Origin of the sequence: Kitasatospora sp. NPDC127035 (genome assembly GCF_042726075.1) — a bacterium.
Lineage (GTDB): Bacteria > Actinomycetota > Actinomycetes > Streptomycetales > Streptomycetaceae > Kitasatospora.
In genome coordinates this window covers 1-18126 of record NZ_JBHXDN010000070.1, presented here as the reverse complement: position 1 = coordinate 18126, position 18126 = coordinate 1, and the positions used below count along the sequence as shown (strand labels likewise).

The following is an 18126-nucleotide window of genomic DNA, read 5'->3' as shown; positions in this document are numbered from 1 at the left end:
CGGATCGAGATGTCACGCCCCCACCGTACCGCCTTGCCCGCTTCGCGTGCGGGGACCATGGTCGTGTTCACTCTGGGCTGCAAGGCTGTCCCCTCCCCAATTTCGGTGTCGCACCCGGGTCTGCGGGCACCTCGTCGTACCCTCCGGGCGGCACCCGGCTACCGCCGCGCCACTCGTTCGCCACCTGGTTTCTGCCCATCCGGGCCCACTGATGTAACACGATCCTCCAGCCGCACGATGCCCGTACGCCAGTTCGGCAGATCTCGGTTCGGTGGAGATCTCGGCGGACGGAACCGGCGGCGCTGCGGCGGCACCTCGACGGCACCGCCGCTGCGGGACGTCGGGCGAGCGGCGGGAGCGGCGGCGGACGAGGACTCAGTGCGTGGGCGTACCGGACGGAAGCCGCCCGACGAGCAGCTCCAGAGCGGCGGTCACCGCCCCGTGACGGATTGTGGCACGCTCTCCCGACAACCGTGGCGAAGTGACCAGACTTCCCCCGGGGCCGGCGACCGCGAGGTACACCGTGCCCACCGCCTGTCCGTCCTGCGGGTCCGGACCGGCCACCCCGGTCGTCGCGACCCCGTAGGTGGCACCCAGCAACTTCCGTACGCCCTCGGCCATCTGCCGGGCGACCACCGGGTGGACCGGCCCGTTGACCTCCAGCAGGCCCTCGTCGACCCCGAGCACCGAGGCCTTCAGCTCGGTCGCGTACGCGGTCACCGAGCCCCGGAAGGTGGTGGACGCCCCCGGGACGTCCACCAGCGCGGCCGCCAGCAGCCCGCCGGTCAGCGACTCGGCGACGGCCACCGTCCCGCCCTCGGCCCGCAGTGCGGCGTGCGCCCGCTCCGCCAGCCCGTAGTCCGCCGGTCCCTGGTCCGCCGACCCGCCGACCGCAGACCCGCCGACCGCAGACCCGCAGTCCGTCGGCCCCCGGTCCGCCGGCCCGTCCGCGGCCCGCCCACCGGGCACCGGTCCGGGCCCGGACTGCCCGGACCGCCCCGCGTCCCCGGACTGCCCGGGCACCGCCTGCCCGCCCCCGGCGGCCGTCACTGAGTCGGTTCTGCCGTCCGTCGCAGCTCTGCCACTCATCCCGACGTCCCTCCCTCGCACCCCCCGGGCCCGCCCCGGAGTACCCGCCATTGTGCGCCCGGCAGCCCCCGCAGCCCCCCGCCTCGACCGGCAAAAGTCGGAACGGCCCCGCCGGGACGGGAACCGTCGCCGGCGGGGCCGCGGCACTCCGTCCGGGGTCTCAGCGCTCCGTACGGGCCGCCGCGAGGCCCTCACGGCGCAGCCGCAGCGCCTGGCCGACGTAGTCCAGCGCGGTACCGACGGTCAGCAGCACCGCGAGCCCCATCAGCAGGGCCCGGGCGGTGGCCAGCCAGCCGGTGAGTTCCAGGACGTACATGCCGACCGCGATGCCCTGGGTGAGCGTCTTCAGCTTGCCGCCCCGGCTGGCCGGGATCACGCCGAAGCGGATCACCCAGAACCGCATCAGCGTGATGCCGAGTTCGCGGGCCAGGATCACCACGGTGATCCACCACGGCAGGTCGCCCAGCACCGAGAGGCCGATCAGCGCCGCGCCCATGATCGTCTTGTCGGCGATCGGGTCGGCGATCTTGCCGAAGTCGGTGACCAGGCCCTTGCGGCGGGCCAGCTCCCCGTCGAACAGGTCGGTGATCATCGCGACGGCGAAGGACGCCCAGGCGACCGAGCGCCACTTGGGGTCGTGGCCGCCGTCGGCGAAGAGCAGCGTCACGAAGACCGGCACCAGCAGCAGCCGGAGCATCGTGAGCATGTTGGCGATGTTCCAGATCCCCGGCTCCGGGGGCACCGCGGCCTCCGGTCTGCCCGGGTGGGCCGCGGCCGGGGCGCCGGGCCCGTGGGTCATTCCCCTGCTCCGGGTGCCCGGCGGACGCGCACCTGCTCCAGCGCCTCGGCGACCAGGTCGACGCCCTCGCTGGCGACCACCCGGGCGCGGTAGAACCCGCCCACCTCGGGGCGCTCGACGCCGGTGAGCGTGGTGAGACCGTCCGTCTCGGGCGCCTGGTGGGCCGCGCGGCCCTCGACCAGGTCGCCGTCGACCGACTCGACCAGCACCTCGATCTCGGTGCCGATCCGCTGCTCGGCACGCTGGGCGGTCATCTCCTCGGCGAGCCTGCTGAGCCGGGCCAGCCGGTCCGCGACCACGTCCTCGGACAGCTTGTCCTCGAAGCCTGCGGCCTCGGTGCCGTCCTCGTCGGAGTAACCGAAGACGCCGATCGCGTCCAGCCCGGCGTGCGTGACGAACCGTTCCAGCTCGGCGAAGTCCGCCTCGCTCTCGCCGGGGAAGCCGACGATGAAGTTCGACCGGGCGCCGGCCTGCGGGGCCTTGGAGCGGATCGTCCCGAGCAGCTCCAGGAACTGGTCGGTGGAGCCGAAGCGGCGCATCCGGCGGAGCACCGCCGGGGCCGAGTGCTGGAACGAGAGGTCGAAGTAGGGCACCACGCCCTCGGTGCCGGTCATCGCGTCGATCAGCCCGGGGCGCATCTCGGCGGGCTGCAGGTAGGAGACCCGGACCCGCTCGACGCCGTCGGTCTCCGAGATCTCGGTGAGCAGCGTCTCCAGCAGCCGGATGTCCCCGAGGTCCTTGCCGTACGAGGTGTTGTTCTCGCTGACCAGGACCACCTCGCGGACGCCCTGCTCGGCCAGCCACTGGGCCTCGTGCAGCACGTCGGAGGGACGGCGCGAGATGAACGAGCCGCGGAAGGCCGGGATCGCGCAGAACGAGCACCGCCGGTCGCAGCCGGAGGCGAGCTTGACGGAGGCCACCGGGCTGTCGTCCAGCCGCTTGCGCAGGGTGCGCGGCCCGGAGGCCGGGGCGAGGCCCTCAGGGAGGTCCTCGGGGGCCCCGTGGCCGGGCAGGGCGACCTCGGCGGCGGCGGACTGCCGCTCGACCGGGCTCAGCGGCAGCAGCTTGCGGCGGTCGCGGGGGATGTGCGGGGCGTGGTGGCCGCCGGAGAGGATGGTCTGCAGGCGGTCGGAGATGTCCGAGTAGTCGTCGAAGCCGAGCACGCCGTCCGCCTCGGGCAGGGCGTCGGCCAGCTCCTTGCCGTACCGCTCGGCCATGCAGCCGACCGCGACGACCGCCTGGGTGCGGCCGTGGCCCTTGAGGTCGTTGGCCTCCAGCAGGGCGTCGACGGAGTCCTTCTTGGCGGCCTCGACGAAGCCACAGGTGTTGACGACGGCGACGTCGGCTTCGGCGGCGTCGTCCACGAGCAACCAGCCGTCGGCTTCCAGTCGCCCGGCGAGTTCCTCGGAGTCCACCTCGTTGCGGGCGCATCCGAGCGTGACAAGGGCGACAGTACGGCGTTCAGGCATAGGGCCAAGATTAACGCGCGGCCGCCGGAGCCGTTCGCCCCGGAGGCCGCGCGCCTCGGTTCACGGGGTCCGGACCGGGCCGGACGCCCCCTGCGATCAGCCCGCCTGCGGGTCGCCCGGGGTGTACGTGACGTGCACCACCTGGCCGTTCTTGCCCGCCGGGCCGAGGTCCTTGCCGTTGACGTACACGTGCACGGCGCCGGCGTTGCCGATCACCAACTTGATCTGCTTGGGGTCGGTGAAGGTCTGGTCCTGACCTTCCTCGATGTTGTTCTGGTACAGCGACTTCCCGTTGCCGTCGACCGCCGAGACCCAGCTGGTGTCCTTCTCGGCGACCAGCTTCACGGTGACCTTGTCGGCCGGGGCGGCGGCGATCGCGGCGGCGCTGGGCACCGGCGCGGGCGGCTGCACGGCCGGGGTCGGCACGGGGGCCGCCGGGGCGACCGAACCGGTGCCGGAGCCGGCGGGCAGCGGGGCGCTGGCCGAGCCGGTGGTCGTGCTGCCGCCGGTCTTGCCGCTGACCAGGTTGAAGCCGATCAGCCCGACGACCGCGACGATCGCCGCGACCATCGCCGCCGTCCAGTTCGGCCGACCGCGACCCGGGACCTTGATCGGGCCGCTCTCGATCAGCTGGGTGGGCCGCCGGGAGGCCGGGGAGCCACCGTGGTCGGCGTCGTACCGGGCGACCAGCGCCTCGCCGTCCACACCGACGACCTGGGCGATCGAGCGGATGTGGCCGCGGGCGTAGAAGTCGCCGCCGCACCGGTCGAAGTCGTCCTCTTCGATGGCATGCACGAGTGGCACCCGGACCCGGGTGGCGGTACTCACCTGATCCACCGTGAGTCCGGCCTCGATCCGGGCGGCGGACAGCACCCGGCCGATGCTCGGCGCATCGGCCGTCTGTTCCGCCGCGCCGGGGGGCGGCGCGGACGACGGGGCGTTCTCGCGGTCGGGGGACTTGCCGATGGTCACGGTGCACGCCTTTCGAGCGGTGGGCCACCTGCTGGGGAACAGTCTAGGGGCGGGGGCGGATCGTTTCTCAAGCGGAACAGGCCCGAATGCGCGCGGCCGGCCCGACGCGGGGCCGGGCGTGCACTGACCGCCCGTCAGTACGGGGGGTCACCGCCGCCGGAGCGCCCGCTCCCGGCCGCGCATCCGGTGTGGCTCATGGGACGCGGTACGCACCCGATCGGTTCCGCACCGCTCGCCTACCCCTCTCCGAACGGGTGAACACCCCTCGGACGGGCCGGACCGGCGAGGGGCGACGGCCCCCGCGGCGACCGGGTTCCCGGGGTGCGGAGCGGCGCGGAACCGGTGGGTGCCCGCTGCTCCGCCCGGGCGGTCCGTCACCCCCGGATGGTGACGATGACCCCGTCCAGCTCGTCCGGCTTCACCAGCACGTCGCGGGCCTTGGAGCCCTCGCTCGGGCCGACGATCCCCCGCGACTCCATCAGGTCCATCAGCCGCCCGGCCTTGGCGAAGCCGACCCGCAGCTTGCGCTGGAGCATCGAGGTGGACCCGAACTGCGTGGAGACCACCAGCTCGGCGGCCTGGATCAGCAGGTCCAGGTCGTCGCCGATCTCCTCGTCGATCTCCTTCTTCGGCCCGCCGCCGACCGTCACGTCGTCCCGGTAGACGGCGGTCAGCTGGTCCTTGCAGTGGTTCACCACTGCGGCGATCTCCGCCTCGGTGACGAACGCGCCCTGCATCCGGATGGGCTTGCTCGCACCCATCGGAAGGAACAGCGCGTCGCCCTTGCCGATCAGCTTCTCCGCGCCGGGCTGGTCCAGGATGACCCGGGAGTCCGCCATCGCCGAGGTGGCGAACGCCAGCCGGGACGGCACGTTGGCCTTGATCAGCCCGGTGACGACGTCCACCGACGGCCGCTGGGTGGCCAGCACCAGGTGGATGCCGGCCGCTCGGGCGAGCTGGGTGATCCGGACCACCGAGTCCTCGACGTCCCGCGGGGCGACCATCATCAGGTCGGCCAGCTCGTCGACGATCACCAGCAGGTACGGGTACGGGGTCAGCTCGCGCTCGCTGCCGAGCGGTGGGGTGACCGTGCCGGCCCGGACCGCCGCGTTGAAGTCGTCCACGTGCCGGAAGCCGTACGCGGCGAGGTCGTCGTACCGCATGTCCATCTCGCGCACCACCCACTGGAGGGCCTCGGCGGCCTTCTTCGGGTTGGTGATGATGGGCGTGATCAGGTGCGGGATGCCCTCGTACGCCGTGAGCTCGACCCGCTTGGGGTCGACCAGCACCATCCGCACCTCGTCCGGGGTGGCGCGGGCCAGCACCGAGGTGATCAGGCAGTTGATGCAGGACGACTTGCCGGCGCCGGTCGCACCGGCCACCAGGATGTGCGGCATCTTGGCGAGGTTGGCCGTCACGGTGTGGCCCTCGACGTCCTTGCCCATGCCGACGACCAGCGGGTGGGTGTCCTCGGCGGCGGTGCGCGAGCGCAGCAGGTCGCCGAGGTTGACCATCTCGCGGTCCCGGTTCGGGATCTCGATGCCGACGGCCGACTTGCCCGGGATCGGGCTGATGATCCGCACGTCCGGGCTGGCCACCGCGTACGCGATGTTCTTGCCGAGCGCGGTGATCCGCTCGACCTTGACCGCCGGGCCGAGCTCGACCTCGTAGCGGGTGACCGTCGGGCCCCGGGTGAAGCCGGTGACCCGGGCGTCCACCTTGAACTCGGCGAAGACCACGGTGAGCTGGGCGACCACTTCGTCGTTGAGGGCGCTGCGGGCCTTGGCCGGGCCGCCACGCTCCAGCAGGTCGAGCGGGGGGAGCGAGTAGGTGAGGCCGGCGGAGAGCTGGAGCTGCTCCATCCGGACCGGCGCCGCGCCGTGCTCCTCGGCGGCGGCGAGGCCGCCGGTGCGGGCTGCCGGGACCGCGGGCTCCTCCGGCAGGGCGGTGCGGTCCTGCACCTGGTGCATCATGTCCGCCACCGCCGAGGAGGCGGGCACGCCGTAGACCAATGCGCCGTCCAGGTCGGCGGCGGCCCCGGCGGCGAGGTCCCGGGTCGCGTACGGGTCGACGGCCTCCTTCGCGAAGGGGTCCGGCTCCGCGGCCTGTTCCTCGGCCGGCTTGCGCCGTCGGCGGCGCCGGCGGGCGCCCACCTCGTCGACGGCGCCGTCACCCTCGGTGTCCACCGTGAAGGGCAGCGCCGACGGGTCGGCGTCCTCCGGCGGCTCGGTGGAGTGCTCGCGCTCCGGCGTACGCCCCCCGGAGACTTCGTCCTGGGGACCGGGCTCGACCACGCCAAGCCGGACGCCGACGCCGCGCACCCGCTCACCGATCCGGTTGACCGGGGTGGCGGTCGTGACCAGCAGGCCGAAGAAGGCGAGCAGCAGGAGCAGCGGCACCGCGAGCGCGGGCCCGGCGGCGGCCATCATCGGGGTGGAGGCGGCCCAGCCGACGATCCCGCCGGCCGTCCTTATCCTGGTCGCCCCGCTGCCCATCATGGGGGCGCCGCAGCCGATGTGGACCAGTCCCAGCACGCCGATCAGCAGGGTGGTCAGACCGATCATGATCCGCCCGTTGGCCTCCGGCAGCTCCGGGTGGCGCATCAGCCTGACCCCGACCACGGCCAGCAGGAACGGCACCAGCACGTCGAGCCGGCCGAACAGGCCGGAGACCACGTTGGTGGCGGCCTCGCCCAGCCAGCCCTGCGGGCTGAACCAGGTCCCGGCCGCCGTGACCAGGGCGAGCGCGAGCAGCAGCAGGCCGACGCCGTCCTTGCGGTGGGCCGGGTCCAGGTTCTTGGCCCCGTCGCCGAACCCGCGGAAGACCGCGCCGATGCCGTGGGCCGTGCCGAGCCAGACGGCGCGCACGGCGCGGAAGAGTATCGGCCTGGGCGCGGGGGGCGGCGCGGCGGCCGGCTTGGCCGCCGTCTTCTTCGCCGGGGCGGCCTTCTTGGCGGCCGCCTTCTTCACCGGCGCCTTGGCCGGAGCCTTCGCCGCGGCCTTCTTGGACGGTCCCGGGCTCGGGTTGCGTGCCGCGCTTCCGGGCGTGCGTGTGGCCATGGGTCAGCAGCCTACCGGGGTCCGCGACCTGTGCCCATGTCGTCGTACCGGGGCGGCGGAACGTGTCGCAGACACACCGTCACCCCGGTCGCGGTTCACCCGGAAGAAGGAACGGCGCGGCACTCTCGACGCCGCGCCCGGGGCTTCCTAGTCGGCGCCGGGGCGCAGGGCGTCCAGCGCGCGCCGCAGGCCGGCCAGCTTGCGCTCCAGGTGCGCCGCCGTGGCCGCCACCCCGCTGTCCTCGGTGCCGTCCAGCTGCTTGGTCAGCGCCTCGGCCTGCTCCTCCACCGACGCCAGCCGCGCCGACAGCTCGCCCAGCAGCGCACCGCCGAGGGCCGGCTCGGCGCCGCTCGCCTCCAGCTGGAGCCTGAGCAGTGCCGCCTGCTCCTTGAGCTGGCAGTTCTTCATGTACAGGTCGACGAAGACCGAGACCTTGGCGCGCAGCACCCACGGGTCGAAGGGCTTGGAGATGTAGTCGACCGCACCGGCCGCGTAGCCGCGGAAGGTGTGGTGCGGCCCGTGGTTGATCGCGGTCAGGAAGATGATCGGGATGTCCCGGGTGCGCTCGCGCCGCTTGATGTGGGCGGCCGTCTCGAAGCCGTCCATCCCGGGCATCTGCACGTCCAGCAGGATCACCGCGAAGTCGTCGGTGAGCAGCGCCTTGAGCGCCTCCTCACCCGAGGCCGCCCGGACCAGGGTCTGGTCCAGCGCCGAGAGGATCGCCTCCAGCGCGAGAAGGTTCTCCGGTCGGTCGTCGACCAGGAGGATCTTCGCCTTCTGCATCACGACGCGCCCTCCTGTCGCTTGCCTACCTGGGGAAGGCACCCGCGTACTGCCCACCACTACCCCGGTCATGCTAGCCGCACCCCCTCGCCCGGCACATCGCTCCGTCGCGTCTGGTTCCGGAACGGCACGCACACAGTGCACCGGCGCACGCTCACCAGCGAGTCGCCGCCCGGTCACTGTTCGCAACGATCGGTGACCCTACCCGGTTCCCGCCCCTCCCCGCCAGCAAACCGCCCGCCGCCACGGCGTGAACCCCGGAGCGAATCACGGAGTTCACGCCCCCGACATGCCGCCTACCGCCTCCGGGCGGTCAGCCACTCGTGCATCACCGCGAGCAGGTGGTCGGTCTCCACCGGCTTGGTGATGTGATCGGTGGCACCGGCCTCCAGGGACTTCTCCTTGTCGCCCTTCATGGCCTTGGCGGTCAGCGCGATGATCGGCAGGCCGGCGAACTGCGGCATCCGGCGGATCGCCTCGGTGGTCGCGTAGCCGTCCATCTCCGGCATCATGATGTCCATCAGGACCAGCGCCACGTTCTCGTGCTGCTCCAGCATCTCGATGCCCTCGCGGCCGTTCTCCGCGTACAGCACCGTCAGGCCGTGCTGCTCCAGCACGCTGGTGAGCGCGAAGACGTTGCGGACGTCGTCGTCCACGATCAGCACCTGCTCGCCGTCGAACCGGGTGTCCACCCGGGCCGAGTGGCGGATCGTCGGAACGGGCTCGACCGGACGGCCGCCGGCGGACCTGCCCTCGGCGGGCAGCGACTCCAGGGCCGCGGCGCGGCGGCGTTCGACCGCGCCCCGGCGGCGGACCTCGGCCAGCTCGCGCACCTCCTGGGCCCAGTGGTCGGCCGGGTTCTCGCCGACCGGCACCGGCGTCCCGGCGGGGGTCACCCCCACCGCGGCTCGCGGCATCTGGCCGGCCCCGGGAACGGCCTCCGGAGCCTCACTGCGCAGCGGCAGGTACAGCGTGAAGGTGGATCCCTTGCCGAGCTCGCTCTCGGCGTGGATCTCGCCGCCGAGCAGCCGGGCGATCTCCCGGCTGATCGACAGTCCGAGACCGGTGCCGCCGTACTTGCGACTGGTGGTGCCGTCGGCCTGCTTGAACGCCTCGAAGATCTCCCGCAGCTTGTTGTCCGGGATGCCGATGCCGGTGTCGGAGACCGCGAAGGCGATCAGCGGGTCGTCCGGCCCCTGGATCGCCCCGGCCTCCAGCAGCCGCTCCCGCACGTGCTGCGGGACGTCCGGGCCGGCCGGGGTGATCGAGAAGTCGACGGCGCCCGCGTCGGTGAACTTCACCGCGTTGGAGATCAGGTTGCGCAGCACCTGCTGGAGCCGCTGCTCGTCGGTGTGCAGGGTGACCGGGAGGGCCGGCGAGACCCGGACCCCGAACTCCAGGTTCTTGTCCAGCGCGACCGGCTGGAAGGTGGCCTCCACGTAGTCGACCAGCTGGACCAGCGCGATCCGGGCCGGCCGGACGTCCATCTTCCCGGCCTCGACCTTGGAGAGGTCGAGGATGTCGTTGATCAGCTGGAGCAGGTCCGATCCGGCGCCGTGGATGGTGTCGGCGAACTCGACCTGCTTCGGCGAGAGGTTGCCCTCGTTGTTGTCGGAGAGCAGCTTGGCGAGGATCAGCAGCGAGTTGAGCGGGGTGCGCAGCTCGTGCGACATGTTGGCGAGGAACTCGCTCTTGTACCGGGAGGCCAGCGCGAGCTGTTCGGCCCGCTCCTCCAGCACCTGCCGGGCCTCCTCGATCTCGCTGTTCTTGATCTCGATGTCCCGGTTCTGCTGGGCGAGTTGCTCGGCCTTCTCCTGCAACTCCTCGTTGGTGCGCTCCAGCTCCTCCTGACGCGCCTCCAACTCGGCGGACCGCATCGAGAGTTCGGCGGTCAGCCGCTGGGACTCCAACAGCAGGCCCTCGGTCTTGGTGTTGACGCTGATGGTGTTGACGGTGACGCCGATCAGGTCGGCGATCTGGTTGAGGAAGTCCAGTGCGACGGTGGTGAACGAGCTGAAGGTGGCCAGTTCGATCACGCCCAGCAGCCTGCCCTCGAACAGCACCGGCAGCACCACGATGTGGGCCGGCGAGGCCTCGCCGAGGCCCGAGGCGATCTTCAGGTACCCGGGCGGGGCCTCCTTGAGGATGATCGCCCGCTTCTCCACCGCCGCCTGGCCGATCAGCGACTCGCCGGGACGGAAGGTGGTCGGCATCGCCCGCCGCTGGTAGCCGTAGCTGCCGATCAGCCGCAGCACGGTGTCGTTCTCGTCGTCGTCCTCGGTGATCAGCTCCGCCGTGCGCCCGGCCGGCTGGGCGAGGAAGAAGGCGCCGTGCTGGGCCGAGACCACCGGGGTGAGCTCGGTCATGATCAGCGAGGCGACCGCCTCCAGGTCCCGGCGGCCCTGCAACAGGCCGGAGATCCGGGCCAGGTTGGTCTTGAGCCAGTCCTGCTCCTGGTTGGTGCGGGTGGTCTCGCGCAGGTTGGCGATCATCTGGTTGATGTTGTCCTTGAGCTCGTCGAGCTCCCCGGCGGCGTCCACGTCGATCCGCAGCGACAGGTCGCCCCTGGTCACGGCGGTGGCGACCTGCGCGATCGCGCGCACCTGCCGGGTCAGGTTGTTGGCCAGCTCGTTGACCGACTCGGTCAGGTCCTGCCAGGTGCCGTCCACGCCCGGCACGCGGGCCTGGCCGCCGAGCCGCCCGTCGGTGCCCACCTCGCGGGCGACCCGGGTGACCTCGTCGGCGAACGAGCCCAGCTGGTCGACCATGGTGTTGATGCTGGTCTTCAGCTCCAGGAACTCGCCCCGCGCGTCGACGTCGATCTTCTGCGACAGGTCGCCGCGGGCCACCGCCGTGATCACCAGCGCGATGTTCCGCACCTGGCCCGTCAGGTTGTTGGCCATCAGGTTGACGTTGTCGGTCAGGTCCTTCCAGATCCCGGCCACCCCCGGCACGCTCGCCTGACCGCCCAGGGTGCCGTCGGTGCCCACCTCGCGCGCCACCCTGGTCACCTCGACCGCGAACGCGGACAGCTGGTCGACCATCGTGTTGAGCGTCCCGGCCAGCGCCGCGACCTCGCCCTGGGCCTCGATGGTGATCTTCTTGGAGAGGTCACCGCGGGCCACGGCGGACGCCACCTCGGCGATGTTCCGCACCTGGCCCGTCAGGTTCGACGCCATGAAGTTCACGTTGTCGGTCAGGTCCTTCCAGATGCCCGACACCCCGCGCACCCGGGCCTGGCCGCCCAGGATCCCCTCCGTACCCACCTCGCGCGCCACCCGGGTGACCTCGTCGGCGAACGCCGACAGCTGGTCCACCATGGTGTTCACGGTGGTGACCAGCTCCAGGATCTCCCCGCGCGCATCGACGGTGATCTTCTTCGAGACGTCCCCGAGCGCCACCGCCGTGGTCACCTCGGCGATGTTGCGGACCTGGCTGGTCAGGTTGTTGGCCATCAGGTTGACGCTGTTGGTCAGGTCCTTCCAGGTGCCGGACACCCCGGGCACGCTCGCCTGGCCGCCGAGGATGCCCTCGGTGCCGACGTCCCGGGCGACCCGCGTCACCTCGTCGGCGAAGGCGCTCAGCTGGTCCACCATCGTGTTGATGGTGTTCTTCAGCTCCAGGATCTCGCCCTGCGCGTCCACCTGGATCTTCTGCGACAGGTCGCCCCGGGCGACCGCGGTGGTCACCTGCGCGATGTTCCGCACCTGATCGGTGAGGTTGTTCGCCATGAAGTTGACGTTGTCGGTCAGGTCCCGCCAGACCCCGGCCGCGCCGGGTACCTGCGCCTGACCCCCGAGCCGACCCTCGGTGCCCACCTGACGGGCCACCCGGGTCACCTGCTCGGCGAAGCCGGAGAGCTGGTCCACCATCGTGTTGATGGTGCTCTTGAGCTCCAGCATCTCGCCGCGCGCGTCCACCTCGATCTTCTGCGAGAGGTCGCCGCGCGCCACCGCCGTCGTCACCTGCGCGATGCTGCGGACCTGGCCGGTCAGGTTGTCGGCCATGAAGTTCACGGAGTCGGTGAGGTCGCGCCAGACCCCGGCGACGCCCGGCACCTGCGCCTGGCCCCCGAGCCGGCCCTCCGTCCCCACGTCCCGGGCCACCCCGGTCACCTGCGCCGCGAAGCCGTTCAGCTGGTCCACCATCGTGTTGACGGTGTTCTTCAGCTCCAGCATCTCGCCGGCCACCTCGACCGTCACCTTGCGGGAGAGGTCGCCCTTGGCCACCGCCGTGGTCACCTGCGCGATGTTCCGCACCTGCGCGGTCAGCCGGCCGGCCATGGTGTTGACCGAGTCCGCGAGGTCCTTCCAGCTGCCGGACACGCTGCGCACCTTGGCCTGGCCGCCGAGCTTGCCCTCGGTACCGACCTCCCGGGCCACCCGGGTCACCTCGTCGGTGAACTCCGACAGCTGGTCCACCAGCCCGTTGACCGTCCGCCCGATCTTCAGGTACTCGCCGCGCAGCGGGTGACTCACCCCGTTGCTGTGCAGCGAGCGCAGCTCCATCTTCTGGTCCAGGTCGCCCTCGGCGATCGACGCCAGCACCCGGCCCACCTCGGCCATCGGCCGCGCCAGGTCGTCGATCAGCGCGTTGCAGTTGTCGACCGCCGCCATCCAGGCGCCCTCGCCCGCACCGGTCTCCAGCCGCTCGTTCAGCCGGCCCTCCCGGCCCACCGCACGCCGCACCCGCGCGAGTTCACCCGTCAGGTGCTGGTTCCGCTCGGCGACCTCGTTGAACACCGCGGCGATCTCCGCCAGCGGACCGTCCCCCGGCACCGTCAGCCGGCGCCGGAAGTTGCCGTCGCGCATCGCCGTCAGCGCCGACAGGAGCTTGCGCAGCTCGGCCGGCTCGGCACCGCGGCTGTGATTGGCACGCCGGCCGGCCGCGCTCCGCGGCGCGGCCCCGGAGCGTCCGCCACGCTGGGCGGGCGGCGTCGTACCGGTTGCGTCCTTGGTGGCCGAACTCAACGGGCCCCTCCCAAATGGTGAACTGTCCGGCACCGCGCGACCGCGCCCCGGACGGGCCCGGCACCGGGTACCGTCCCGGTGACGTCCCGGTGACCCGCACGCGGACCACCGGCACCCGCAACGACCGTACTGCTCGGACCGGACACCGCGGACCCCCCAGTCTGGCAGTACTCGCGCCGGGTATAAGGCCGGTTGCGCTCGGTTGGTACCGCCCCGGCCGAAACAGGTGGTCAGAATCACCCTCCGGTGCCTGTTTCGACGCCCCGCCCCCACGGGGAACCAAGCGGAAAGTAGGGTGGAGCGCTGCACCGGGCCGCGCCCCGCCCCGAGCCGCCGCCCACCCCGTCGGCGCACACCGCGAGCCGGCGCCGCACACCGGACAGCCAGGGCCAGAGCAGAGGAGACGTGGCAACGTGGTCACCGCGCGCGCAGCCGCCACCTTCGAACCGGTGGGTCGGTCGGCCTCCGCCGCCCGCTCGTTCGTCCGCGACGCCCTGTTGGGCTGGGGCCTGCCCGAGGTCGTCGACGACGCCGTGGTGCTGGTCAGCGAACTCGTCACCAACGCCGTCGTCCACGCCGGCACCGCCGCCGAGGTCTGTTGCCTGCGCGAGGCGGACACCGTCCGGATCGAGGTCACCGACCACCACCCCGAACGCGGCCTGCCCACGTTCGCCGACGTCCCGGCCACCGCCTCCGACCACTACGCCGACCCCGACGGCGAGGGCGGCCGCGGCCTGCTGATGTGCGCCGCCCTCGCCGAACGCTGGGGCGTCGAGTACGGCGCCGGCCGCAAGACCGTCTGGTTCCGCCTCGCCCTTCCCGCCCACGTCGCCGGCACCCGCTACGCCGTCCCCGCCACCCCCGGCAGCGAACTGCCCAGCAGCAGCGGCCCGGTCCACGTCGCCGTGGTCCAGCTCGACGACGACGGCCGCGTCCTCGCCTGGAACCCCGACGCCGAGGCGCTCTTCCAGCACCCCGCCGACACCGTGCTCGGCCGTCCCTGGGCCGACCTCGCCGTCTGGCCCCAGACCCCCGGGCTCGGCCTCGCCGCCACCCTCCGCCTCGCCCGGTGGGAGGGCGGCTACGCCCTGCGCCGCGCCGACGGCTCCACCGTCGACGTCTACGGCGTCCAGGTCCGCCTCCGCGACACCGACGGCACACCCTCCGCGCTCTGCCTGCTCGTCCTCGACGACGACCGCGCCGTCCTGCGCTCCCCCGCCCGGGCCCTGCCCGGCGAGAAGCCCGAGACCGCCGCCCGCCTCGACCTGCTGGCCGGCCTCGGCTCCGGCGAGGACCTCGACACCATGCTCCAGCACACCGTCGAACGCGCCCGCGACCTGCTCGACGCCGACGCGGCCTACCTGCTGCTCACCACCGACGACGAGACCGAGTTCGAGGTCCGCGCCGCCACCGGACTCACCTCCGGCCACCGCCGGCACAGCCGGTTCCCGGTCGACACCGGCAACCGCTACGACTCGCCCCGCCTCCCCTCCGTCCACGAGGACCTCGCCTCCCGGCCCACCGGCCTGCCCGTCCTCGGCGGCAGCGGCATGCGCTCCCTGCTCACCGTCCCGCTCAAGGTCGAGGGCCGGCTCATCGGCTCGCTCGGCATCGCCACCGCCGCACCCGGCCGGTACGACAACGAGGACGCGCTCCGCCTGCAGTTCGCCGCCGACCGGCTCGCCCTGGCCGTCGAGTCCACCCGGCTCACCGAACTCGAACGGCTGCGCCGCGGCTCGCTCTCCTTCCTCGTCGAGGCCTCCGACCTGCTGGCCGGCACCCTGGAACACGAGCAGACCCTCGCCCTGATGGCGCAGATGGCCGTCCCCACCCTCTCCTCCTGGTGCGCCGTCTACACCAACGGCGACCACGGCGCCGCGGCCTCGCTCGCCTTCGTCCTGCACGAGGACGAGGACCGCATCGACCCGCTGCGCGCCCTGCTCGACAAGACCCCCGCGCCCGACGCCGGCCCCACCCACGGAGCCCGCTTCTGGACCGCGCCGACCGACACCGCGCGCGGCAACGGACTCGCCGACAGCCCCGACCTGTCCGGGCTCCTGGGCGAGACGGTCGTCCTGCCGCTGACCGCCCGCAACCGCGTGATCGGCCTGTTCGTCCTCGGCACCCCGACCGGTGTCCGGTTCCGCCAGGAGGTCCTCGAACTCGCCGAGGACCTCTCCCGCCGGGCCGCCCTCGCCCTCGACAACTCCCGCCTCTACTCCGAGCGCACCGCCACCAGCCAGGCCCTCCAGCGCAGCCTGCTGCCACCGGACCTGCCGGAGATCCCGGGCGTCGAGGTGGACGTCTACTACCAGGCGGCCGGCGAGGGCAACGAGGTCGGCGGCGACTTCTACGACCTCTTCCCGATCCGCGAGGGCACCTACGGCTTCGCCATCGGCGACGTCTGCGGCACCGGCCCGGAGGCAGCCTCCGTCACCGGCCTCGCCCGGCACTCGCTGCGCCTGCTCGCCCGCGAGGGCCTGGACGCCCCGCAGGTGCTCAGCCGGCTCAACACCGCCATCCTGGACGAGGGTTCGCGCAGCCGCTTCCTCACCCTGCTGTACGGCGAGCTGACGCCCCTTCCGGACGGCAGCACCGAGCTCTCCCTGGTCTGCGCCGGCCACCCGCTGCCGCTCCGCCTGCGCACCGACGGCCAGGTCGACCGCGCCGCGACCCCGCAGCCGCTGCTCGGCGTCATGGAGGACCTCGAACTCACCGCCGAGCGCCTGGTGCTCCTGCCCGGCGAGGTCCTGCTGTGTGTCACCGACGGCGTCACCGAACGCCGTGAGGGCCGGCGGATGCTGGGCGACGACGGCCTCGCCGAGGTGCTCACCGGCTGCACCGGGCTGACCGCGGGCGCGGTCGCGATGCGGGTGCAGCGGGCGGTCGAGCGGTTCGCCCCCGAGCCGCCGTCCGACGACATGGCGATCCTCACCCTGCGGGTCCCCACCCAGCGCACCGCCTGAGCCCCACCCGGGCTCGGGTCCGGGCCGGGTTCGGGTTCTGTCGGACGGTGAACGATCCCTGGCTGACGGCGTCACAAATTGTGCGATTCACAAGGGTACAAGCCCGCTCACCCTGGGTACACCGATCTCACCGGGGAATCCCCCGGCGGGGACGTGACCAGCGGCTCTCCGCTGGCCCAGCATTCTGATCGCAGCCGTCGCACGCTCCAGCCGTGCGCCCTCGGCGCGATCGCGCGCATCCACCTCATCGAAACTCACCCGAGTTCACTGCGCCCTGCGCGCGCCCAGAGTGAAAGGAGCCTCCGGTGAGCAACGAAGCTACCGGGGCACTGAACGCCCGCTCAACCGGCGCCGACGCGGGTAACCTCGGTTACCTCGCACTCGGCCTGACTCTCCTCGCCTACGGCCTCCTCTCCACCGGCATCTTCAGCGGCACCGCCGTAGGGGACTCGGCCCGTCTCGCCCACGTCGTCGGCGGTCTCACCCTCTTCATCGCCGGTCTCTGGCAGTTCCGCGGCGGCGAGGGCTTCACCGGCACCGCCTTCACCAGCCTCGGTGCCTTCTGGGCCACCTGGTCCACGGCCTCCGGCGCCCACAAGAACGCGGCCGGCCTGTTCCTGCTCCTGTGGGCCCTGCTCGCGCTCACCCTCACCGCGGCCAGTTGGAACGCAGGACTGTTCAGCCGGGCCGTCTACGGTCTGCTGACGGTCTCGCTGCTGCTCTCCGCCCTCGCCGTCTTCAACACCTCCGGAGGCCTCGCCAAGGCCGCCGGCTGGGTCGCAGCAGCCTCCGGGCTGACGGCCTGGTACTGGGCCACCGCGTCGCTGACCAACAGCGCGTGGGGCCGGGACGCCCTGCCCGTCAAGTAACGGCAGGGGTGCCGGTGGTCCGGACCCACCCCCCACGGGGCCCGGCCCACCGGCACATCACGCTTCACCCCCGCCCGCCGTCGCCCCGGCCGCCACCGCCGCCGGGGCGACGCTGCTGCCCGGCGACGGCTCAACCGCCCGCGGACACCCGCTCCGGCTCGGCCGCGGACCGCACCGCAGCCTCGCGCCGGGCCCGCCGGCGGGCGACACCGGCCTGGGCCGCGTACGCCAGCAGCAGGATCGCCACCGCCACCAGGCCGTCCGCCCAGAAGTGGTTGGCCGTGACGACCACGACCGTCACCGTCAGGACCGGGTGCAGCAGCATCAGCCAGCGCAGCGGGCTGGGCGACACCTTGATCACGGCGACCGCCACCAGCACGCACCAGGCCACGTGCACCGACGGCATCGCCGACAGCTGCGCCGCCTTGACCACCCCGGCGACCGCTCCCCCGTACACCGACTGCCCGTACTCCGCCGCGACGTCCACGAAGCCCTCCTGCGGCAGCATCCGGGGCGGGGCCACCGGAATGAACTGCACGGCCAGGCAGACCGCCGTCGTGACCACCACGGTGGTCCGCACCCACGCGTACCGCTCGCGGTGCCGCAGGAACACCCAGACCAGCACCGCGATCATCACCGTGAAGTGCATCGCCGCGTAGTAGTAGTTGGCCAGCCTCACCAGCACCGGGTACGGCGTCACCGCCTCCTGCCAGGCCGCTTCGTCCGGCAGCCCGAGTGCCAGCTCCGTCCGGTGGATCCAGCTCGCCCGGTCCAGCGCGTGTTCGGTGCTCATCAGCGAGAGGCTCCCGACCAGCTGCCAGAGCGCGAACAGTGCGAGCAGGGTGCCGGCCTCCCGCAGGACCGCCGAGACCGCCCCCCGACGGACCCGGGCGGCCGCGTACGAGCCACCGTAGAGTGCGACCGCGGCGCCCCCGGCGGACTCCCAGGTAAGGGTCAGGTTCTGCAACGGTTCGTGCCTCTCCACCGGGCTTGGACGTGGTGGAGAGACGTTAACGCAAAAAGACCCCCTCCCGAACGGGAGGGGGTCTTTTTGGAATGATTGTTCGGCGGCGTCCTACTCTCCCACAGGGTCCCCCCTGCAGTACCATCGGCGCTGTGAGGCTTAGCTTCCGGGTTCGGAATGTAACCG

10 protein-coding genes and 1 rRNA gene are annotated in these 18126 nt (G+C 72.5%); 2 read left to right on the top strand and 9 right to left on the bottom strand.

What is annotated here, in order from left to right:
• Positions 1–375: 375 nt before the first annotated feature.
• From ACFWIC_RS33500 to ACFWIC_RS33470, 7 genes are all read right to left on the bottom strand, one after another.
• On the bottom strand, positions 376–852 hold the full coding sequence (locus tag ACFWIC_RS33500) for a CinA family protein (protein WP_329882677.1): 477 nt from the start codon (positions 850–852) through the stop codon (positions 376–378).
• Between the two features lie 397 nt (positions 853–1249).
• Entirely contained in the window at positions 1250–1888 is a 639-nt protein-coding gene (gene pgsA / locus ACFWIC_RS33495; RefSeq protein WP_329882550.1) for a CDP-diacylglycerol--glycerol-3-phosphate 3-phosphatidyltransferase, read from the bottom strand.
• On the bottom strand, positions 1885–3357 hold the full coding sequence (gene rimO / locus ACFWIC_RS33490; protein WP_380357561.1) for a 30S ribosomal protein S12 methylthiotransferase RimO: 1473 nt from the start codon (positions 3355–3357) through the stop codon (positions 1885–1887). Before rimO ends, pgsA begins: the two co-directional genes overlap by 4 nt.
• A 96-nt stretch (positions 3358–3453) precedes the next feature.
• Positions 3454–4329 carry a helix-turn-helix domain-containing protein gene (locus ACFWIC_RS33485; protein ID WP_329949974.1) on the bottom strand — a complete coding sequence of 292 codons (876 nt, stop codon included), beginning with the start codon at positions 4327–4329 and terminating at the stop codon, positions 3454–3456.
• Between the two features lie 374 nt (positions 4330–4703).
• On the bottom strand, positions 4704–7388 hold the full coding sequence (locus ACFWIC_RS33480) for a DNA translocase FtsK (RefSeq protein WP_329949973.1): 2685 nt from the start codon (positions 7386–7388) through the stop codon (positions 4704–4706).
• Between the two features lie 147 nt (positions 7389–7535).
• Positions 7536–8174, bottom strand: a complete 639-nt coding sequence (locus ACFWIC_RS33475) for a response regulator (protein ID WP_329882546.1) — start codon at positions 8172–8174, stop codon at positions 7536–7538.
• Positions 8175–8467: 293 nt separating this feature from the next.
• Positions 8468–13012: a HAMP domain-containing protein gene (locus ACFWIC_RS33470; protein WP_355400274.1), complete on the bottom strand. Its 4545-nt coding sequence runs from the start codon at positions 13010–13012 to the stop codon at positions 8468–8470.
• Positions 13013–13554: 542 nt separating this feature from the next.
• On the opposite strand from ACFWIC_RS33470, the gene ACFWIC_RS33465 reads away from it, so the two are divergent.
• Entirely contained in the window at positions 13555–16107 is a 2553-nt protein-coding gene (locus ACFWIC_RS33465) for a SpoIIE family protein phosphatase (protein WP_355400161.1), read from the top strand.
• 305 nt (positions 16108–16412) lie between these two features.
• The gene (locus ACFWIC_RS33460; protein WP_329882544.1) at positions 16413–16976 is read left to right on the top strand and encodes an acetate uptake transporter; all 564 of its coding nucleotides are present in this window, start codon (positions 16413–16415) and stop codon (positions 16974–16976) included.
• Between the two features lie 130 nt (positions 16977–17106).
• Here ACFWIC_RS33460 and ACFWIC_RS33455 read toward each other — a convergent pair whose 3' ends face one another.
• Both ACFWIC_RS33455 and rrf read right to left on the bottom strand, forming a co-directional pair.
• The gene (locus ACFWIC_RS33455) at positions 17107–17943 is read right to left on the bottom strand and encodes a phosphatase PAP2 family protein (RefSeq protein WP_329882543.1); all 837 of its coding nucleotides are present in this window, start codon (positions 17941–17943) and stop codon (positions 17107–17109) included.
• 95 nt (positions 17944–18038) lie between these two features.
• Positions 18039–18126: ribosomal RNA gene (gene rrf / locus ACFWIC_RS33450) — 5S ribosomal RNA — on the bottom strand; the annotation flags it as partial.